This is a genomic window from Mesomycoplasma ovipneumoniae ATCC 29419 (genome assembly GCF_028885435.1).
Lineage (GTDB): Bacteria > Bacillota_I > Bacilli_A > Mycoplasmatales > Metamycoplasmataceae > Mesomycoplasma > Mesomycoplasma ovipneumoniae.
Window position 1 is genome coordinate 849555 of record NZ_CP118522.1, and the last position, 21501, is coordinate 871055.

Below are 21501 nucleotides of genomic sequence, written 5' to 3' on the forward strand. Positions count from 1 at the left end.
ATTAAAGGCCAAAATTATGAAAACTAAATCAAAAAACACACTTACAGAACGACAATTTATTTTTTATGGGCTAAATTATGTTGTAGGATTTGGCTTTATCGCCACTATTTCGAGAGTAATTAATCAAGGAATTTGGGGTGTTTTTGTCTTTATTCTGACATCTTTAATTACTTTAGCGGTTATTTTTGCTTTTGCTCGAGCGGGGCAAAAATACCAAAATGAAGTTGGTGGTTCATATGCATATGCTAAAAAAACCTTTAAAAATGGACTTGTTTTTTTCTCAGGTTGAAATCAAGTTGCCCGAATTATGCTTTTTTCGGCAACGAGCCCGCTATTTTTTTCAACTCTACTAACACAATTTGATCCCGATCGCCAATGAGTTTATGTTTCAATCTCATTAGTAGTTTATATAATTTTAATTCTTGCCGGTAGTTTTGGGTTTAAACTCTCAAAACAAATAATTTTAGTTACTGCTATTTTTAAATGGGCAACACTTCTTATTGGTTTTGGTTTAATTATTTATTTAATTATTCAATCAAATACATATGGACATACTTTTAGCCAAATCGAACCTTTTAGTGTTACATTATTTGCTAGTACAATTTTATCATTTATTTATTCTTATGGTGGTTTTGAGTCATTAGCGACAATTTCACAAAGTGTCGAAACAAAACGGTTTAAAAAAGTAATAATTCTAATGTTTCTTATAGTAATTTCTTCCTATTTTTTATTTTATATAATTTTTATAGGACTTGGTAAAGAATATCTTTCAAACTTTGGACTTGAACAAGTCTACAAAACTCTTTGAGGTACCACAGGAGTATCACTTTTTACAATCGGATTATTCTTTAATCGAATGTCAGCAACAATGGGATCAGTTCAACCTTATGCAAGATATATTGCACCACTTGCTGAAGACGGTTTTTTACCTTCCATTTTTGCCAAAAAAAATAAGCACAACGAATACCATCATGCTATTTATCTTTCAGTTTCGCTTGCTATTACTTCAAGTATAATTTTTACAATTATTCCTAGAATTGCCGGTGTTACAGACACATTTGGTACAATTTTAAAGGCAGGAAATATCTCCTTTTTAATTCAGTATTTTCTCACACTCTTTACAGTTTTGATTTGAAAATGACGAAAAAGCGAACAAATACCAATTTGAGAAATTGTAATTTACATTATAGGTATGATTGTTATTTTATTTACCCTTATTGTTTCACAATTACCATTTATTAGTAGTAGTTCTGAAGAAGTAACTTTTGAGCAGTTTATACCTTTAATAAGTTATGTTGCCGCAATTTTAATTGGGTATATCGTTAAATTTTTAAATTCTTGACTAAAAAAGAGAAAATTGAGAAAAGTAGTTAGTTAATATTGTTTTAATTCCATCAAAACATAAAAAAAGCTATGAATTCATAGCTTTTTTTATGTTTTAGTTTGCTATAAATTCAAAAATTTTTCGAGAAAAATAAGGACAATAAGTTAAACTGGATTTAGGTTTATTGACTAAAAAAGCTAAAATTTTAACTTGAAAAGCAAAATATGAAATGTTTAAACTACTTTTAGTTTAAAACACTGGCAAAAGTCAATTAAAGTATAAAATAACAAAAATCATAAAAAAAATACAACTACTATTTAAACTCAATGCAAATAGAAAACTCGTTTTTATTTGCAGCGAGCCTAAAAAAATATATGAAGTTTTGAAAGAACAATAACCAAAAGCCCTAAATTTATAGATTTCTAAACGGTTAAATTTAAGGCATTCCATCATATTTAAAAATATAATGGATAATTCGCACTATCTTATTTTATTATGACAAAAACATAACTAATCCCCCCCTTAATTCAATATAAAATTTATTAATTATTCTTAGTGAGGGTTATTATAGCATAATTTTATTTTAGACCAAGCATTTTTTTTTTTTTTTTGTAAAAGGTTAATTTTAAAATAATAAAAATTAAGATAATATCATTAAAAACACGGATTTACTGGTATTTTTACGTACTTATATTCACTAAAAAGTGAATTTTTGCCATCAAATTGGAAATTTAGGAGCTATGAATTCATAGCTTTTTTTATGTTTTAGTTTGCTATAAATTAAAAATTTTTCGAGAAAAATAAAGACAATAAGTTAAGCCAGATTTAGGTTTATTGACTAAAAAAGGACAATAAAAAGACTTTTTAGCTAAAAAGTTTTTTTTAACGTTTTCTTGGGCTTTTTTCTTAATTTATAGCAGAAGGAGGACGTATGAATAAAAAATTAATTCACTATGCAATTAAATATAAAGGGGATTATTTTTCAATCCAAAAGGCAATCCAACAAAATGAAGAGGTAACAGATGAACAAATAGAAAAAATCGAACAATTAATTAATTCAGGGGAGATTAGGGCAATTACAATTACAGATAAAAATTACCCTGAATCCTTGCGGATTCTTAAAGACCCGCCATATGTGATATTTTATAGCGGCAATATCGAAGCTTTAAATGACCTGCATCCAAAAGCTTCACTAATTGGTGAAAATTACATCCCTCAAATTCAAAGTTTTTTTAATCGTTCACTTGATCAAATAATAAAAAGACACGTTTTAGTAACAAACGGCTACAAAGGAGTGGAACAAAAAGTAATGGAATTTTTCCGTTTACATGAAATACCAATTATTGGCGTCTCAGTAAATGGGGTTGAAAATCCTTGAATGTTTGAAAATTTTAAAGATTATGACAAATTATTGATAATTTCTGAATACCCTAAGGGGGCTAACATTAATAAAAAACGGCTAATCCAACGGAATCGATTAGTTGCTGCCCTTAGTAATTTTTTAGTGGTTTATTCACTCAGGCAAAAAGGTGGATCACAAAATCTAGTTAATTTTTTTCTCGATCTTGGCAAGGAAATTTATTGCTTTTATGATGATAATTATGAGAATCTAATTGATTTTAAAGGTTCTTTTGACTTAATTTATCAAGGAGCAAATTGGATAACTGAAATCAAAGATGTGCATTACAAAATAGGAATGGGTGAAGAATAATGTATTTTTTAAGTTTATTTCAAGACACAAAAGTTGGAGGCGAGTTATCGACTCTTGCAACTACGTTGCAAAATTGAATAAAATATCTTACTCAAATAGGAATGCCTGTTGTTGGCGGAATTTTAGTTGCCGCAATTGTCTTTTTTGCAACAATGCTTTCAATTACCCACGATGTTGAAAAGCGTGATAAGTGAAAAAAAGCACTAATTTGGTCTTCAATTGGATTTGTGATTATTCTAGTTGCTCTTGGATTATCAACAGTAATAATTTCTGTTGCAAGTTCAGCTGCAACTGGAGGGGCTAAAGGGTAATGTTTGGTTGACTTTTTAGTGGTTTAATCAATATTATTACTTACCCATTTTTTGTTTTAGGATGGTATTTACTTGTTTATTTACCTTTTTCAGTTATTGCCTTTTTTAATTATATTTTCGAAAAAATTGGCATAAACATTATTGTCCATGCAATTTTTCATAGACAAACTTTTTCGTTTGAAAGTCTTCCAATCGGTTTTTGAATTTTTGCAATTGCCTCGATTTCAATGGGTTTTATTGTTCTTATTTTGCGATATGTTAAATTTTTAATTATTCGCCGTAATTCTGCAGATACAGAAATTGCAGCAATGTCGAAAGTTAGTGTTGGCTCTTTTATTTTTATTTTCACTTTTCCGGTTATATTTTTTACCTTACTAATTGCGATTCAGTCGACCTTAACAATAATAAATAATTATATTAGTGGTGATCAAAATTTAATTGATTTAATGCTAAGATCGGCATCAAACAAAATTCCTGACAGCGAAATTCAAACAATTAGTCAAGATTTTAGCGTTCCATCTTATTCAACTTTTACGACAATGGAATCTGGCGAGGCAATAATTTTAATTATAACACTTTCGGCATCTTCAATTGTTGTTGCCTATATTTTAGGAATTAGTTTTATTTCACTTTTCACCGCATCAGCGCAACTTTTTATGAATTTTATAACCATGCCACTTTGAGCAGTAAGTAGCATTTGGGACGATGGTCGAAAACTAAAAACTTGAACAAGAACATTTTTTGGCCAATTTGCAGTAATTATTATTTACCAAGTTAGTTTTAATTTGTTCTTAATTTGAGTGGCTTCGACCTATAAAATTGCAGATTCAATTGATTTTGAAGGAGCAAAAGGGATATTTATCTTCCGTTTTTTGCTAAAAATATCTTTTATAATCGGGGGCGGACTGGCAATTTCTACCTTTACTCGCCAAATTGCCGCTAATTATGGACAGGCCGGAGCTGTTGAACATCATCAAAGATTGGCTTCCTCAACTCTAAAAGTTGGAGGGGTTGCTCTTGCTGGAGCAGCTGGGACAATGTTTAAATTAAATCAAAATAATCACAAAAATGCTACTGATTTAACAGGTCTACCTTCAAAATGAAATCAAAAAAAGCCTTTTGATATTGTTGATAATTCAATTCTTCCAAACCAAAAGCAAAGTCCTTGAAGAAATGCAATGAACCTAGTGGGAATCGGGACTGGGGTTGCTTTTGCTGCATATAAGGCTAGACCTTTGATTGAAAAGTGACGAAATTACAGAGCTAATCGGGCTTTAAATGGTGAACAAACAGGATTAAAAAATTTTTTTAGCAAAAAAATTAATAATTTATTCTCGAAATTTAAAAGGGGTGATTCTGGTCAAAATTTAGAGAAAAAGGCAAAAAATACTCGCTCAAGTGTTGAAAAAACATCAGAAAACCCATCATCTCAAAATAAAATCAAAGAAACAGCAAACATAAATCAAAATGAAGCATTATTGACTGAAAAAAGCCCAATTTCTGATGATAAATTACAGCAAACTGATTCATTAAGTCAATCTAAAAATCAATCTACTGATGAAAAACAGCCAAAAATTGAAAAAAATGATGTTGAAATTGCGCCAAATTTAGATCAACAAGAGAATTCTGAAAATAAATCTGATGAAAAACAGCAAACTGAAAATCCAGAAATAGCAGAAAAACCTGCAAAAAAACAAGGCTTTTGAGCTAGATTTTGAGGTGAGTGACCAAAAGAAGAGACTAAAAAAACGCGAAGAAAATCTTCCAAAACAAAAGATGAAACCTCTGAAAAAGAAGCTAAAAAAGTTAAAAAAGCAGTAAAAAAGAAAGAAACTAAAGCAGAAAAAGCAAGTGAATCTAAAGAAAAAAAGGTAAAAATTGAAAAAGCTGATTCAAAATTAGATGAAAAAACTAGTGAGACAAAAGAAAAATCAAAGAAAATAAAAACTAGTGAAAAAAGTAGTGCTGCATCTGCAGCATCAGACGAAAAATCTTCCGTAACTAAAGAAGAAAATGCAAAAACCATTGAAAAAGCAGGCCCACAAATTGAACAAAATGATGAAAAAATCAACAATTCAGCGGCCAAAAAAACACGAACTAGAAGTAAAAAAGCCGAAATTAATGTTGACAGTCAAGCACAAAATAATGCTGCAATAATTTTGAATTCAGAATTAAAAACTGCTGAATCTAGCCAAAATTTAAAACCAGTTAAAGCTGAATTAAACAAAAATATGACCAAAAATGATGAACAAATTCAGGACAAATCAGATAAGACAAAAACTAATAGCGCTGAAAAACAAGAAAAAGATAAGTAAAACAACTAATACAAACTTTTTGTATTTTGGACAGGTAAATTATGAAATTACAAAATAAACGAATTAAAAACGTTCAAATCCAAATTTTTCGACACATTACGCTAATTGACATTCCAATAATTATAGTTTTGTTTTTAGTTTCTGCCTCTATTGGTTTTGCGTTGCCTGAAAATTTATTTATTTTGGTAAAAATGTTGATTTCTACGGCATTTTTTTTAGTTTGAACAGTTCCATTAATAAAATACTACAAAAATTGGGGACTAAAAGGCTATAAAATTATCTGGTATATTGCTCTTTATTTTACAAGACCTAAAGTTTATAGCAAAATTTCATCTACAAGTGCAAATACACGAAATTTATTGCCATATAGCCGTGCTAAACAGGATTTTATTAAAATTTCTGGCGGTTTTATTGCTGGAATTGAAATTTATGGTCAAGATATTTTTAGCATTGGAAGTCAAAAAATTGAACAAATTCTTGAACAATTTACAACAAGTCTTAATTCTGTTAATAGTCGAATTTCGATTGTAAAAATCGCTCACCCTAATGATTTGACAAAAAATAAACTATTTTTTTTACAAAATCAGGATGAATGTAAAGCCAATTTGAATGAGAATTTTTGTCAGTTTTACAAAAATGATATTGCAAATTTTGACACTTATTTACATCATCGGTATTTTATTGTTATTTATGAAAAAAATGATGTCAGTTTGCTTCAACAACTTAATTTGCTCAGATCCAACATTTCATCAACAGGTTTTCGCGCTAAAACTTGCACACTTAGAGACTTACTTGATTTAAATTTGAAAATAATCAATTTTAGTGATTTTTTAAGCGATCAAGAATACAAAAAAATTCAAGAAGGCGATGATATTAGCAAATATTTGGCACAAGACCGAATTGAATGACATCCAGAACATTTTAAAATTAATGACATTTATTTTTCAGTTCAAACTATTAATGAATATCCTTTTAATCTTCCTCTTGGATGAGCGGCTCAACTTTTTTCAACAAATAGCAGCGTTGTTTGGCATTTAAATCGACTAACAAGTGCCGAAAAAGAAACAAGTTTAAACCGAGGTGCAAAAAATTTAGAATCCAATTTGAATGACCAAAAAAACGTTGTTCAAAAATCTAAAACTGCTAAAGAACGAGCAGCTCTTGAAGAAATAATTAACATTGCCGGCTCTTCAAATGAAGAAATATTTTATTCGACATTCATTTTTTTGAATTGAGGGGAGACTAAATCTCAACTTAAAGAAATTGAAAGTAAAAATCGAAATAATTTAAGAAACATTGGTGGAACAATAAATCCGCTAAAATACCGTCAATTGCAAGGTTTTGCTTCACTATTTTTCCGTTTTAGTAACTTTTTAAAGGAAGAAATTGAAATGCAGGCAAGTAATGTTGCTTTTGGAATCCCTTTTACATCACGAAATTTTAACGACGGAAATTATAATATAATTGGAATTAGTAAAACTGATTATACTCCTATTTTTTTCGATCTTTTTTTGCAAAATCAAGATCGAAAAAATTCAAACTGTTTCATTTTAGGAACTTCTGGCGCTGGTAAGTCAACACTGACAAAAAAATTACTAACTTATAATAAAGCTGTCGGAAATTCAGTGATTATTTTAGATCCACAAAACGAATATTGGAAAATCGGCGAAGAATTAAAAGCAAATACAATTAATTTTGCAAGTGGATCATCAACAATTTTTAACCCTTTACAAATTCAAAAAGTTTTTAATCCACAGTCAAAAATTATTGATGAAAGTATTTATAACAACGCCGAAACTATTTCACTTCACCTTCAAAATTTAGAGCGGTTTTTTGGCATTTTACTTCCAAATTTAGATCACAAAATGTTAATGTCAATCATTGAATGTGTTAATGAAATTTATAAAAATAAGAACTTTTACACACTTTTTAATGATATTAGTCTTCTAGAACCACGAGAATTTCCAACTATTGATGACTTAATTGCTAATTACAAATTAATGGATTTTTCCTACATTAGTCAGCATGAAAAAATGATTGTCTCATCAACTTTGGAATACGAATTTAGTAAATACGGGAAACTTAATAGACTTTTTAATGGGCAAAATTCCAACTTTGATATTCAAAATGGTCTTGTAATTTTTAATGTTTCAACATTGATGCATCTTGAAAAACGTATTTACCAGGCAGCATTTTTTTTAATTCTGTCATTTATAGAAGGAAAAATCGCTACAAATTTTTACAAAAATAAAAAAATTACCTTAATTGTCGACGAGGCGCACCGATTTATTGATGAATCAAACACAATCGCGCTAGATTTTTTGTTTAAAATTGCTAAAACTATCCGTAAATACAACGGCGGCTTGATAATAACAACACAAAATCCGGGTGATTTTGCAATTAGCGGAGAAGCTGCCCGAAAAAGTGAAGCAATTATTGAAAACTGCCAGTATGCTTTCTTTTTTAATTTAAAAAGTAACGATATAAATAAGGTAGACAAACTTTTTTCATCTTCAGGCGGACTTACTGATGAAGAGAAAAAATTTATTGCACTGGCCCAAATAGGTGAGTTCATTTTTTCTGCGAATTTAAATGATCGATATATTTGTTCAGGTTATTTTAATAATGCAGAGAAAAAATTATTTTTTGATAAAGGAGATAAACTAATTAACAAAGGAGATTAATGAGCAAAAAATTACCATTTTTTTTAATTTCTGGCCTTATTCCTGTGCTTTTTTTGTCAGCAGGTTACCAAAACACAGCTTATTTTAAGTTAAATAATTATGATAATTATGAAATAAAGTCTGAATTTGCAAATTTTAGTGCTCAATTTGACTTAGAAATTGAAAGACAACCTGATTCATTTAGTTTTGAGTGAATAAAAGATAAAACAATTGACTCAAAAAGTGAAATAAGAAAACTAAATTCATATTGATTTGATCGAACAATCAAAGAAAAATTTTACAAACCAGGTTCAAAACCTGAAATAAGAGATGAAAATTTAGCACCTGAATATTGCAGTCAACTTGAAAGTTGTCGTAATTGACAATTTTATTTAAGCGAATCCAAATTCAGAGATTGAAAACAAGAAACAGTTTTTAACATTTATGGCGAATATGATAAGTCAATTTTTGATCGAAATTCATTATCAATTTCATCAAAAAAACATAATAAAGTCAACATTTCAAACATTTTAAATGAATATGCAAAAAATAAAATTGACGAACTTGAAAAGAATTTTAATCTTAAAAATATAAAAATAAGTCATTTAATTTACAGCGTGGGATTTGAATTACAAAGAGATAAAATTAAAAAATTTACTGTAAATTTACAATATCGATATTCATATCAAAAAAGAGTTCTAAATAAGGATCTAGAGCTTGAAAAATATTTGTCTGATTTAAAGCAAAATTTTAATAACTCAATTATCAAAAATAACCAAATTTCGATAAGTATTGAAACAAACCATCAAAAAAATGATGAAATTCAAAGTTTTTCACTAACTTCATCTCAAAAAGGTCTAAAAGAAATTGAAAAAAAAGTTACTGAATTTTCAAGCGAACTTTTTAAAGAAGGAAAAAAATACAACGAAGATCTACATTTTAACGTTATTGGCGACACGCAAATTGAATTTTTTATAAGATTTAAACACCCTCAGGACAAAAATTTTTACAATTTTCAGTTAAATAACAAAGTGAATGTAAATTTATTTTTTGAAGATAAAGACAAATTTTGAAAAAGACTGACAATTATTCCAGGTAATATTTATGATCCTAAAACTTATCAGTCAAAAATTGACGAACCAGTGAAAATTTCTGAACCAAAAACCGCAACAAACGAAGGCGGAGTTCGGAGAATTTACGGCGGAAAATGGGAATATCATAATAAAATAAAGCTAAATTTCATTACAAATCCAGAAGAAAATGAAATTTTATATGTCAACGGAAATCCTGTTGATGTCTTGGATCTTAATTTTGATTATGATCTTGAGGATCTAAGACTTGAGCAAAAAAACCCGCAAAATTCAACAAATAGTTATAAAATTGAAATTAAGAAATTTAAAAAAGACAATAAAATACAGGATAATTCAGAATTAGTAGCCATTTATGAAATTGAATTTGTAATTAAAGCTGCAAATTCAGTTATGGATATAAAGTGATTTGCCTGAGATCCAAAAAATAATAAAGATCAACAAAAATTAATCGAACCTTACTTAAAAGACAAAAATAATCAAATAATTTATGATCAATTTGGAGTTAAGGTTAAAAATCCTGAATATGATCCGTTAATTGATGTAAAAACTGGCACAAAAAAACAAATTGTCTGAGTATCAACCGGTAAAAATCCTAATTCTATACCAGAAAACAGCAATTTTGCTCAACTTCCAAGCGAAATTTCGCGTTTTAATTTAGGTCTTGAATCAGAATTTGGATTCATTGCAGAAGCAAGTGTTAGTGGAAAAGGCGCAAATATAGTGTTAAATTCAAACCCTGAGAATGATAAAGTTTCATCTTTTAGATATTTAGTTGACTCAGATAATAGTGAAAATTTTGAAATTTTAAGCAAAAATGGCCAAAAATCAGAAAAATTTGACATTACAAATAGTGCAAATAAATATTTTTCGATTGGGGGAGTTTGACTTTTTTCTTCTAAATTTGACAAAGGACTTTCATCATATAAAATTGTTTCTATTGGTGAAAATTCAAGTTCACAACTTTTTAATGATGTTTTCCCAAATAAATCAATTATCCCTTTTTGGGAATCAAAAGCAGGTCAAATTTTAGAACAATACTTGCTTCTAGAAAAAATAACAAATGAAAATATCAAAAAATTAACCTATGAACAAATTCTGTTATATTGAAGAAATTTTATTGATAATGTTGCAAAAAAACAGCAAATTAACAAAATTAATCAAAAATTAGACGAAAATATTGAAATTAAAAACAAAATTGTCTTATTAGTTCAAAAAAATTTAAATTTTGAAAATTTAGAACAGACAAATAACGAAAATACAGGTTCAAATTACGATTTTGAGAGCTCAACAGGCAACAAAGTTCTCGAAATTAACCCAGAAATGATTTCTGAAGTATCTAAATTTTTTGTAGATGACAATGAAAATTCTAGTAATATTGATATAAAAATTGAAAATATTGTTCAGAGTCAAGATAATAAATTTGATTTTGACATTAAGATACTTAAAAAAGATGATAAAAGAACAGAAAATTTTAAAGAAGTTTTAGGTATCTTAAGTTTTTCTGATATTGAAATTAAAGATTCTGAGCAAAATAAAAATAAAACCAAAATTAAATTTAATTGGAAAAATGACAAGCTCACAGTAAATCAAAATTTGCAAAATTCAAGCCAAATAATTGATTACTTTTCAAATCAAGAAAATTTTGACAAAGTAAATCTGTTTTTAGAGGAAAATGACGAAAATATAATTGCCAATTTTGATCTAAAACCCGAGTTTAAGGAGCTTTTTCATTTACAAACTCCCTTTATTGTTGTGAAAAAAAGCACAAAAAATAGTGAAATTTTTCAAGATTCAAGAAATATTTTTGATGAACTTTTGTTAGAGCGAATTAATCTTACTGGCATTGAAAATTTACAGAATGCCAAAAATTTTATATTACAGCAAATCCAGGCGAGTTGAAAAGATGTTAAATACAACTATAATGTCGATTTTGTAATTGAAAATTTTGATAATGTCGTCGAAAATGCGATGAAAAATGTCGAAGAAAGTGAGCAAATACCTCACAAAATTTGAAATTTGACTCTAAAAGTCAAGGAAAATCAAATTAATAAATTTTATGGATCAAAAACTATTAAACTCGTTAATATCATAGGAAGTCTAAATAACCCTAAAATTAACAATTTAAGTCAAATTAAAGCCAAAGAATTTAGTCTTTCTATCTCAAAAAACAGTGATAATTTGGAAAATGCCATTAAAGATCATGTCTATAATCTTCTTTTACCCGAGGAAATTGATTCAAAAAAATATTTGTATTTACAGAATATTTCACAAATTGTGAATAATTTTCGGACTAATCCAAAATTGGAAAAAGCAACACTCGTTTTAAAACCTGGAACACCTCAGCTAAATGGAAAAAAGGAACTGACTATTTTTAATTCAGATTTTAAAACTTTAGGCGATCTAACTTTGGGTGGTTTAGAAAAAAATTCTGACACTACCGAGTCAAATATTTCAAAATCCACAGCTTATTGACTAATTCCGTTAATTATTTTTTCAATAATAGGATTACTGTTTTTTGGTTTTTGGATTTATAACAAATTTATCGCAAAATTTAAAAATTAGAATTCTCAGAAAAATAAATAAATTAAAATCACAAATAGTTAATAAAAAAAGTCTTTTACTTGAATAAAAGACTTTTTTTATTAATAAATTTTAATTAATTTGTTGACTAAAAATAATTATAACTATTTTTTGTTAGACTTCGTTTAAGAAAGGAGTTTTTCAAATTTTTAAAAATTTTTTCAAAAAACAAAATAATAGTTGTTTTAGATAGGTTTTTTCAACTAAGAAGAAAAATTTTAGCCTTGATAGATAAGGTCAAATTTAAAAAATATTTAAAATTCAATAACTAAAATTTAAGTTTTAGTTATTGACCTTTTTTAAATTTTTATATTCAAAGGTCGCAGGAGCTTTGCGCCCAAAAACATTTTCAAGTTCTACTGTTATTAAAGTTTTAGTCTCGTTCATCTCGATAATTTTACCAATATCGCCGGTAAAAGGTCCTTGAGTCACTTTTGCCCAGTCACCAATTTGTCAAGTTATTGCAGTAGTATCATTAGTTTCTTGAAAACTAAGAATTTTTTGATTTCAATTTTCTTTCATTCGCTCAAATTGTCGTATTGAAATTGGCGTTGGTTTAGTTCCTCGACCGTGAGAACCGACAAGTCCTGTTACATATTGAGTATTTCTAACGACAAATCAGGCTTTATCAACCATATTCATCTTGATAAAAAAGTAGCCTTTATATAAATTACGGTATTTGAGTTTTTTTTCAGCTTTCCCGTTTGTGCTTTCCTCATAATAAGGGACGTCAAATTTGATTATTTCCTGAAAGTGCTCTTCTAAATTTTCGTATTTTATTCGGTTTTTAAGTAAAGTAATTGCAACATCTTCTTTTGATGAAATAGTTGAAATCATGTATCACTTATATATTTTCATAGTATTTTTTGCTCCTTTCTAAATTCCTACTCCGGCTTGATTTCAAATATAGGCAGCAATAATTGTAATTGCGAAAAAAACAGCCATAAAAATAAGTGAAAAAATTATTGTTTGCCCAAAACTTTGAAAAGCGACTCGACTTGTTGGTCATTTTACCCTTTTCATTTCTTTAATAAAAAGGCGAAAGAAAAATTTTTTTTTGCCTTTTTTTGTCTCGTCAGGGATTTTAACATTTTTTGCTGGTTTTTTTCACATTATTTTTCCTCTTGGTGTAAAGTAGATTTGCGACATATTTTGCAAAATTTATTAATCTGAAGGCGAGTTTGAAGCGATTTATTTGTTTTATAGTTCCGATTTTTACAAACAAAGCAGCTTAGACTAATTTTTTTCTTCATATTAATCCTAAAAATTTAACATTACAGTCTATAATTATATATTAATTTAGGAAAAAACTTCTTAATTTATTACTTGTAGCTCGAATAAAATCATTAACCTTTTGTGTGGTGATGCCAATTTTTTTAGCAATAACATTAGTTGGAATGTCTTGAATAAAAAACATTTCAAACATTTCCATCTCAAGTTCATCAAAAGACTCGGTAATTCGGTTGTAAATATCCTGAATTTCTAGTTTGTGAAGCTCACTTTCGACAGCAAACTCGATATTTTCAGGTAATTCATCAAGTGAAACTGAAAAATTTGCTATTTGATAGTTTTTTGTAGTAAAAGAAGTTGCATACCCTAACATAAACAGTTTAATTTTGTGAACCAAATAATTTTCAAGCGGGATACCTAAACTAGGGTCAAATTCTTCATATAACTGCACAAATTTGTCAATTGAAGCATTAAATAGGTCTTGATAAGTTATCGGTGTTAAGGCAAAAGTTTTTATTACTTGCTTTGAACAAGCTAATAAAATATGCGAATATTTGTTTAAAACGGTAAAATATCTCTTATTTTTAGCTATTTTTTTCTTACGATCTAATCACATTTTGTAAATAAAACCTCATAGTTGTTTATTTTTGTTTGTTTTTTAGATAAAAAAGTATAATTCCCGTCGCAACTGTAACGTTTAGTGAATCAATTTTACCTTCCATCGGAATAAAAAATGACTCATCACTAGCATACAAACTACTTTTTTTAATTCCGGTAGCCTCATTGCCAACTATAAGTGCGCAGGGAAAATTAAACTGAATTTCATTAATTTTTTTACTTTTTTCGCTTAAATCAGTGGCATAAATTCAAAAACCTATTTTTTTTAGTTTATTAATTGCGGCTACAATTGAATTTACAAGAATAAATTTGATACCGATAAAGCCACCTGATGCAACTTTGAATGTGGTTTCATTTAGTTTAGCTGCTCGCTTTTTGGGCAAAATTATATGCTTAATTCCAAAACAATTTGCTGTTCTAATAATGTTACCGAGATTATTTTGATCATGAATATGATCAAGAATTAAAATAATTTCGGGTCTATCCTTGCTTAAAACATCAATTTCAAAAAATTTAAAGTTTTCAACAACACCAACAAAACCTTGGTGGTTTGCAGAAACTAATTTATCTAAAAAATCTTTAGTAACTATTTGTACTTTTTGGTTCGAAAAAATTGGACTATCAGGCTGTTTTAAACAGTAAATTTGTTTAAAAACAAACCCATTTTTAATTGCTTCTATCACCGAATTCTTGCCACAGATATATTTAAGCATATTTTTTCACTTTCGTATGAAACGCGGAAAAAATTATGAAAAAATGAACCTTTTTCATAATTTTTCGCGATATTTATCAGCTTCTTCATATTTTTTTTGTTCAAGAAGTTTTTTTCAAATTTGAATATTTTCTTGATCTTCAGAATTAATTTCTTTTCTTGCAAAGCTAAATCTTAGTAATTTGAATATAAAGACAATTTCTGAATTCTTTTTTTGTTTTGCTAAGTTAGAGATTAAAAAAATAGCATTAGAAAATTTTTGTTCTTCAATGAGTAATAAAATTTGATCAACAGCGCTTTTTTCAATTTCTTTAGGATTCAGAATTCAGTCAAAATAAATTTTTTTGTATTTTGTTATTAATTTTTGGTGATTTTGGATTAATTCATCTGTTAAATTAATCGGGACACTAGGATTTATTGACAAAAAAATGCTGCGAAGAACATCTGGATCGTATTTTTTTGCAAATTCTTTTGCAAAAATTATATTTCCTATTGATTTAGACATTTTTTTACCGTTAAAATTTACAAAGCCAACACGAATTCATTTTTTTGAAATTAGCTCGTTTGTTAAAGCAAAATGTTGGGCATTTTCATTTTCATGATGCGGAAAAATCAAATCAACACCACCTCCGTGAATATCCACTGAATTTTTGTCAAAATGATTATAAATAATTGCCGAGCACTCAGTGTGTCACCCGGGTCTGCCTAGGCCAAAAGGCGAGTCAAAAAGTACGCCTTTTTTTGTTTTTTTTCACAAAACAAAATCGTTTACAGACTTAGTTTGACGATCTTTTTGGTACAAATTGTGGACTTTTTGTTGAGAAATTACACCGTAATTTGCAATTTTACTTGCCTCAAAAACAAGGTCCCCGTTTTGATTAAAATAAGTAAAATTTTTATCTTTTAACTCGACAATATAGTCGATAATTTTGTCAAGAATTTGCGTTACTTTTATTATTTTGTCAGGTTTTTTAATATTAAATGTTTCAAGAACACTAAAATATTCAAAAATGTATTTTTGACTCAATTCAGCTTCAGTTAGCCCTAATTCCATTGCTTTTTCGATAATTTTGTCGTCAATATCAGTGATATTTTGGACAAAATTAACTTTTTTGCCAAAATATTTTCATACAGAAACTAGAAAATCAAACACAATTACCGACCTTAAATTGCCGATATGAACGTGATTATAAACCGTAGGACCGCAAAGATAAACATTCAAATTACTTTTAGTTGAGCTCATAATTCGTTAATTTTTTAACTAAATCAGTGTAATTAGGTATAATTTTACCAATTTTTTCCCAAAAAAGCTTGCCGTGGTTGCGAAAAAAATGGTGAACTACCTCATGAACAATCACGTAATCAATAATTTCCTTGGAAAATGCAAATAAATATTTGCTATAATGAATTTTTTGACGATAATAATTGGTGCCTCAGGATGTATTTTTTCGTGATAGCTTGACTATGTAATCAGGAACTTCTAAGGTTTTAGTTCAAAAATTTGTTCGCTGAATCAAATAGTCTTCAAAATGTTTCATTAACAGTTTTTCAATTTTAGCCTCAATATTTTTTGGCCGACCTAAGGAAAAAATAGCAAACTGACTTTGCAAATAGAGTTTATTTTTTGTTTTTATTAAGCTAAAATAGTTTTTTTTACCAAAAAGGTAAAAAAAAGATTCAGAAAAGTGCAGCACTTGCCTTAATGGCAAAATATTGATAATTTTATTAAAATATTTTGAATTTCTGACACTCCTGATTAAAACTTCGTCAGTTAAGACAAGTCCGGTCTGAACCAAAATATAGTTATCAACTAATTTAACTATCAGGCGCGAACTTTTAGGCCTGAATTCAACAAAAATAGGATATTTTTGACCATTTAGGTCTATTTTTAGTTCGCGAAACTTAGCTTTTTTGTTGGAATTCATTTTTGGTTATTTTTAGCTCGATTGTATTTGCACTTTTGTCAATAATTTCAAATTCAAGTTTGTATGTTGGCCAGTCAAAATAGAATTTTGCCCCTAAAACAAGCTTTTTTTTCGAACTTTGGGATAAAAGTCACTGATTTAAATTTTTAAAACTAACAGGAAGATTGACTGCTAAAATTTTGTTAATTGTCAAAATAGAAGTTTCGGCTTTTGTTGTAATCTGATTTGGACTAATTTGATAAAAATCAAGGTCATCACGATAGTCATACTCATCATAAATTGGACCCAAAAGACACTCGAGTATATCTTCAAATGTAAGAATTCCAACAATTTTTTGCGATTTATTGGACTCAACTACAAATCCTAAATGAGATTTTGATTTTTTCAAAATCTCATAATTTGTTTTAATCAAAGATGTCGAAAGAAGAAGAGGAGTTTTTATTATATGATCGTTAATGTCAAATTTATCAAGGTGTAAAATGTCTTTTGAAAGTAAAATTCCAACAAAATTGTCGTCTTTTCAAACAGGAATTCTCGAAAAATTTGAGTCAATTATTACTTCTTTAATCGATTCAAGACTATCTTCATATTTTACAAAGACAACATCCTCAAGTTTTGTAAAATGTTTGGCGGTTGTAAAAGAGTCAAATTCAAGCGCTCGAATTGCCAAGTCAGATTCATCTTTTTCAAGAACATCTTCTTGGTGAGTTTGTAAAATTATTTTTTTTAGCTCGTTTTCAGTGTTTGTTACATTGATTTTTTTGACAAATTTAGTCATTAAAGCCGCTAGTGGAAATAAAAAGTAGTAAAAAAAAGTAATAAAAAATCAAAAAGCTTTTAAAAATAAAATCGGTTTTTTTCGACCAAAAATTTTAGGGTAAATTTCACCAAAAATTATTAACGGCGGAGTTGTTGCCGCTATTGAAATTAAAATTTGCAAAGATTCATTAATTGCTAAATTTGAAAAAAGTGCCGAAATTATAATAGAAATTCCGATGTTGACAATGTTGTTTCAAATTAGTATAATTGTCAAAGTTTTTTCATAATTATCATAATATTTAAGAATTTGCTTTTTCCCTCAAAAAGAATCAGAAATATTTTCATCAACTTTTGCCCGACTTGTGGCAGTAAAAACAGTTTCGCTTGCTGAAAAAATGGCCGAAATTAAAAATAAAAATAATAAAACAATTCCTAAAGCAATAAAATAACCCGGCATTAGTCCTCTAATCCTAAATTTATATCATTTTTATTTTTGTTTGCAACATTAAAATCAAGGGCAGCAATAAACTGGCCAATTTCAGGCAAAAAATTAAAAAATAGCGTTCCAGTTGGGCCATTTCTGTGTTTTGCGATAATTAATTTTGTATTTGGTCCGCTGTCAAAATTAGGTTGATCATCTTCTCTTTTATTATAATAGTTGTCCCGATGTAAAAAAGCAACAAGGTCAGCATCTTGCTCGATAGCTCCAGATTCACGCAAATCTGAAAGTAAAGGAGTTTTATCTTCTCTTCGCTCAACATTTCTTGAAAGTTGCGACAGAGCAATAATTGGCGTATTAACTGCCCGAGCTAGTTGTTTTAATTTTCGAGAAATAATTGAAACCTCGACTTGACGGTTGTAATTTTGATTATTTGCACTTGAATTTATAAGTTGTAAATAGTCAAAAATAATAAGATCATATTTAATATTGTTGCGATAGCGTTTTTGAACTTCTCAAAAAATGTCGTCAATATTGATCGAACCTGAGTCATTTATAGTCAATTTTGCCTCTTTTAGTCGTTTTGAGATTGCTTTTTCAATTTTTATTAAATCTTCAGGGCGTAAATTTTTCGGTGTTTTGAATTTATTGGCCTCAATTCCTGAAACAAGTGATAAAAGCCGAGTTCCTAAATCTGTGTTTGACATTTCAAGGGCAAAAAATAGCACAGATTTTCCACTTTTGCAAACATTTCAGGCTAAATTAAGGGCAAAAGCTGTTTTTCCGACCGAAGGACGAGCTGCTAAAATTACAAGTTCACCCCTTTGAAAACCAGAAGTTACAACGTCCAAATTATCATAACCAGTCGAAATTCCTTTAATAACATTTTGACTTGTGCGAAGTTCAGTAATAAATTGAAAAATTTCCTGGGCAATTTCATAAATTGAATAAAAAGACTGTTTTGTGCTATCTAAAGTCAAAAGATTAATTTTGTCAACAATTTGACTTGTAATTTCTATGGAAGTTTTTTTACCAAAGTCTAGTTCGTGACTTGATTCTTCAATAATTTTTTTGAGCTGGCGCAGAGTTTTTTTCTCGCTGACAATCCTAAGATGCGATGTAATTTCTGAAGGCAGAGAAAAATTATTATTATAAAGTCAAATTATGAAAGATTTTCCGCCTATTTTTTCCAGCTTTTGATTTTTTTGCAGTTCTTCAATTATTAAATTAACTTCAGGATCAGGAACGCTAGCAACCACAGTTTTAATTGCTTTTGCAATCTCAACTAGTCTTAGATCGCTAAAATCATTTGGGTCAATTGCGTCAATATAATTGATAATTTTTCTGGGATTTGAAAGCAAAAAAGAAATTATAAAGGACTCAATATCAGGGGAAGTATATCGCGAATTATTCATCTTTTACAACGTTTATTTTTAAAGTAGCACTAATTTCCGGACTTAATTTAACAGTAACATAACTTGTTCCAAAATTGGAAATTCCTGGAGTTTGAATTAAGTGCTTGTCAATAAAAATATCTTTGGTCTCAAGTTCTTTTTTTATTTTTTTAGCCGAAATTGCCCCGTGGACTGAATCAAGTGTCCCTTTTAATTTAAATCACAAAACAGTATTTTCAATTTGAGACTTAAGTTGGACTGCCTGATTTTTTTTATTTTCCTTTTCAGCTTCAATTTTTTTTAGCCTTTCATTCAAAAGTTTTTCAGTTCTTGGATTAAAAGGTTCTGCCAAATTATTTTTAAACAAATAATTGCTAGCATAACCAGCTGAAACCTCAACAACACTGTTTGCACGACCATCTTTTGTGTCTTTAAGTAGAATTACTTTCATATTCTCTCCTTTGAATTGCAAGTTTAATATTTTCAACAAATTCAGAAAAAGTCTCAACTGTTGAATAAGCAGCTGCTGAAGTTACATTTCCGCCTCCACCAACTTGCTCTGCTATATATTGAACATTAACATTTTCAACACCTCGAGCTGACATTTTATAATTTTTTTGTTGCGGTAATTTTGCCACAACAAAGGCAGCTTGACGATTTTTAACTAATAAAATTTGCTCGCAAGCAATCGAGACTAAGTCAGTTTCAATTTCCCGGTCAAGACTTGCAAGAAAAAAGCCTGGCTTAACTTCGGTGACATTTTCAAGAATTTCTTTAATAATTTTTGACTCATTTTCATTAAGTTTGAGAAATTCACCAGTTTTTGCAGTTTTTGCTCCTCAACGAACAAGGGCAGAAACGGCCGCAAAAGTTGAAGCACTAGCGGTTTTTTTAAACTGGGCCGAGTCAACATATAAACCGTTAAGCAAAATTTGGGCTCATTCTTGATCAATGCTTATATCTGAATGAATTGTTAGTAAAATTAAATGGGTAATAATTTCACATGTTGATGAAGATGAGACATCAATATAGTCATGAATTAATTCCAAAATCCCTTGCATTTTGGAATTAATTCCGTGATGGTCAAAGACAAAAACATTTTCCAAATTGATTTGATCAAGAGCTTTTTTGTTTTCAATTCGCTCAACGTCAGAAACATCAACTAAAATGGCAAGGCAAGTGTCATTATTTTTTGAGGCCATTGTAATTTTGGAAGCAACTGAACGGGATATAAAAATATTTTTCTTGATAAAATCAGCTTGCGATAAAAATCTTGTTGTGGTAGTGTCAAAAGTCTGGTTTTGAATATAAAAATTAATTTTTCTTTTATAAATAACTTCAGCATATCTTTTTAAAAAATTACCCAAAACATAACCAGAACCAAATGAATCTAAGTCAGAATTAATGTGCCCATAAATTATTATATTATCAATTTTTTCCAATTTTTCAACTAAAAGACGCGCAATTCTTCTAAGTCTAACAAGCGAATGGAGGCTGAGAGATTCACTATAAGAACCATAAGAAAAAGGCCTTTTTCCATAAGGATAAATTGAAACTTGATTTCCACCACGAGTTTTTGAAAAAATTAAGGCCTCATTTGCTAGCCTTTTTACTTCGACTAAATTTGTTGTGCCAAATCCAAAGCCAACTGAAAATCAGACTTCGGTTGTATCGTCAATTTTAGTGCTCTCATCGCGAAAAATGTAAAAATGATTTTTTTGTCAAAGCACAAAAGTTTCATAATGTAAAACTAACATAATACGGCCATCTGCATATTCTTTGTACAAAAATTTATATTTTTGTGACAGTTTTTCAAAAAAATCATTAATAAAAATTTTGATTTTAGGGTAGTCTTGATCGCTACTGCGAAAATTAGTTGAGACAAAATTATCAACCTCAACCTCGGCAAAAACAAGCGAATTATTTTCATAACCTTGCGAAATTGACTTAAAAAGTGTGATATCACGATAAGAAATTCAATATGCAAATTTATTATAATTAATTTCAAATCAGTTATTTCCCCTTTTTATCTCAAATTTTGGTGGAATATCTTCGACTTTTTTATATTGGGGAAAAAGATAAAAAATATCACGATTTACAAGTCTTTCTGGGTATAAATCTTTAACATATTTTGAAACTTTTGTAATTTTATATGTTGATGATAAATTGATAATTCCAATATTATTTTCCTCGTTAATAAGGTCGAATTTTTGGTAATAAAAGTGATTTTGCTTAATTATAAATTGGTAAAAAACAACAATTCCAACTGTTAGCGAGATTATGAAAATTATGAAAATTCCGACAGCTAATGTGAAAAAAAGGTAAAAATCAAAAGCGTCATTAAAAATAACTTTTAATAATAAAGTCGTAATTTCAAGTAAAAAGCTTATAAATGAAATTGAAAACGGGAAAAGAAATTTTTTCATGAG

17 protein-coding genes are annotated in these 21501 nt (G+C 28.7%); 6 read left to right on the plus strand and 11 right to left on the minus strand.

All coding sequences use genetic code 4. From position 1 onward, the window contains the following. The first annotated feature begins 13 nt into the window (after nt 1-13). The 6 genes from PWA39_RS03115 (at nt 14) to PWA39_RS03140 (ending at nt 11977) form a co-directional block, all read left to right on the plus strand. Complete coding sequence (locus PWA39_RS03115; protein ID WP_069099354.1) at nt 14-1378, plus strand: APC family permease; 1365 nt, start codon at nt 14-16, stop codon at nt 1376-1378. 877 nt (nt 1379-2255) lie between these two features. Beyond that, nucleotides 2256-3035 (plus strand): DNA-processing protein DprA, encoded by a 780-nt coding sequence (locus PWA39_RS03120; protein ID WP_069099353.1) that lies wholly within the window; start codon nt 2256-2258, stop codon nt 3033-3035. After that, the gene (locus PWA39_RS03125; RefSeq protein WP_069099352.1) at nt 3035-3346 is read left to right on the plus strand and encodes an Mbov_0395 family pilin-like conjugal transfer protein; all 312 of its coding nucleotides are present in this window, start codon (nt 3035-3037) and stop codon (nt 3344-3346) included. Before PWA39_RS03120 ends, PWA39_RS03125 begins: the two co-directional genes overlap by 1 nt. Beyond that, nucleotides 3346-5661 carry an Mbov_0396 family ICE element transmembrane protein gene (locus PWA39_RS03130; protein ID WP_069099351.1) on the plus strand — a complete coding sequence of 772 codons (2316 nt, stop codon included), beginning with the start codon at nt 3346-3348 and terminating at the stop codon, nt 5659-5661. Before PWA39_RS03125 ends, PWA39_RS03130 begins: the two co-directional genes overlap by 1 nt. Before the next feature lie 41 nt (nt 5662-5702). After that, nucleotides 5703-8345 (plus strand): Mbov_0397 family ICE element conjugal transfer ATPase, encoded by a 2643-nt coding sequence (locus PWA39_RS03135; protein WP_069099350.1) that lies wholly within the window; start codon nt 5703-5705, stop codon nt 8343-8345. Further along, nucleotides 8345-11977, plus strand: coding sequence for an Mbov_0399 family ICE element protein (locus tag PWA39_RS03140; RefSeq protein WP_069099349.1), 3633 nt, complete (start codon nt 8345-8347; stop codon nt 11975-11977). The genes PWA39_RS03135 and PWA39_RS03140 overlap by 1 nt, the downstream gene beginning before the upstream one ends. 300 nt (nt 11978-12277) lie before the next feature. On the opposite strand, the gene nusG is transcribed toward PWA39_RS03140, so the two are convergent. From nusG to PWA39_RS03195, 11 genes are read right to left on the minus strand one after another with little or no spacing between them, the layout of a single operon-like run. Then, entirely contained in the window at nt 12278-12853 is a 576-nt protein-coding gene (nusG, locus tag PWA39_RS03145) for a transcription termination/antitermination protein NusG (RefSeq protein WP_069099348.1), read from the minus strand. A gap of 18 nt (nt 12854-12871) precedes the next feature. After that, nucleotides 12872-13144 (minus strand): preprotein translocase subunit SecE, encoded by a 273-nt coding sequence (gene secE / locus PWA39_RS03150; RefSeq protein WP_240534015.1) that lies wholly within the window; start codon nt 13142-13144, stop codon nt 12872-12874. Continuing rightward, a complete protein-coding gene (rpmG, locus tag PWA39_RS03155; RefSeq protein ID WP_010320912.1) occupies nt 13108-13248 on the minus strand; it encodes a 50S ribosomal protein L33 in 141 nt (46 codons plus the stop codon). The genes secE and rpmG overlap by 37 nt, the downstream gene beginning before the upstream one ends. 41 nt (nt 13249-13289) lie before the next feature. Beyond that, nucleotides 13290-13841: a sigma-70 RNA polymerase sigma factor region 4 domain-containing protein gene (locus tag PWA39_RS03160; protein WP_044284027.1), complete on the minus strand. Its 552-nt coding sequence runs from the start codon at nt 13839-13841 to the stop codon at nt 13290-13292. Between the two features lie 25 nt (nt 13842-13866). After that, the gene (gene rlmB / locus PWA39_RS03165) at nt 13867-14556 is read right to left on the minus strand and encodes a 23S rRNA (guanosine(2251)-2'-O)-methyltransferase RlmB (protein WP_069099346.1); all 690 of its coding nucleotides are present in this window, start codon (nt 14554-14556) and stop codon (nt 13867-13869) included. Nucleotides 14557-14589: 33 nt separating this feature from the next. Next, nucleotides 14590-15798, minus strand: coding sequence for a cysteine--tRNA ligase (gene cysS, locus PWA39_RS03170; RefSeq protein WP_069099345.1), 1209 nt, complete (start codon nt 15796-15798; stop codon nt 14590-14592). Then, on the minus strand, nt 15785-16480 hold the full coding sequence (locus PWA39_RS03175) for a YgjP-like metallopeptidase domain-containing protein (RefSeq protein ID WP_069099344.1): 696 nt from the start codon (nt 16478-16480) through the stop codon (nt 15785-15787). The genes cysS and PWA39_RS03175 overlap by 14 nt, the downstream gene beginning before the upstream one ends. Then, nucleotides 16458-17696, minus strand: coding sequence for a CNNM domain-containing protein (locus tag PWA39_RS03180; protein WP_069099343.1), 1239 nt, complete (start codon nt 17694-17696; stop codon nt 16458-16460). Before PWA39_RS03180 ends, PWA39_RS03175 begins: the two co-directional genes overlap by 23 nt. Continuing rightward, complete coding sequence (gene dnaB / locus PWA39_RS03185) at nt 17696-19093, minus strand: replicative DNA helicase (protein WP_069099342.1); 1398 nt, start codon at nt 19091-19093, stop codon at nt 17696-17698. The genes PWA39_RS03180 and dnaB overlap by 1 nt, the downstream gene beginning before the upstream one ends. Next, nucleotides 19086-19523 carry a 50S ribosomal protein L9 gene (rplI, locus tag PWA39_RS03190; RefSeq protein ID WP_069099341.1) on the minus strand — a complete coding sequence of 146 codons (438 nt, stop codon included), beginning with the start codon at nt 19521-19523 and terminating at the stop codon, nt 19086-19088. The genes dnaB and rplI overlap by 8 nt, the downstream gene beginning before the upstream one ends. Next, the gene (locus PWA39_RS03195) at nt 19504-21498 is read right to left on the minus strand and encodes a DHH family phosphoesterase (RefSeq protein WP_044285635.1); all 1995 of its coding nucleotides are present in this window, start codon (nt 21496-21498) and stop codon (nt 19504-19506) included. The genes rplI and PWA39_RS03195 overlap by 20 nt, the downstream gene beginning before the upstream one ends. Nucleotides 21499-21501: the final 3 nt, after the last annotated feature.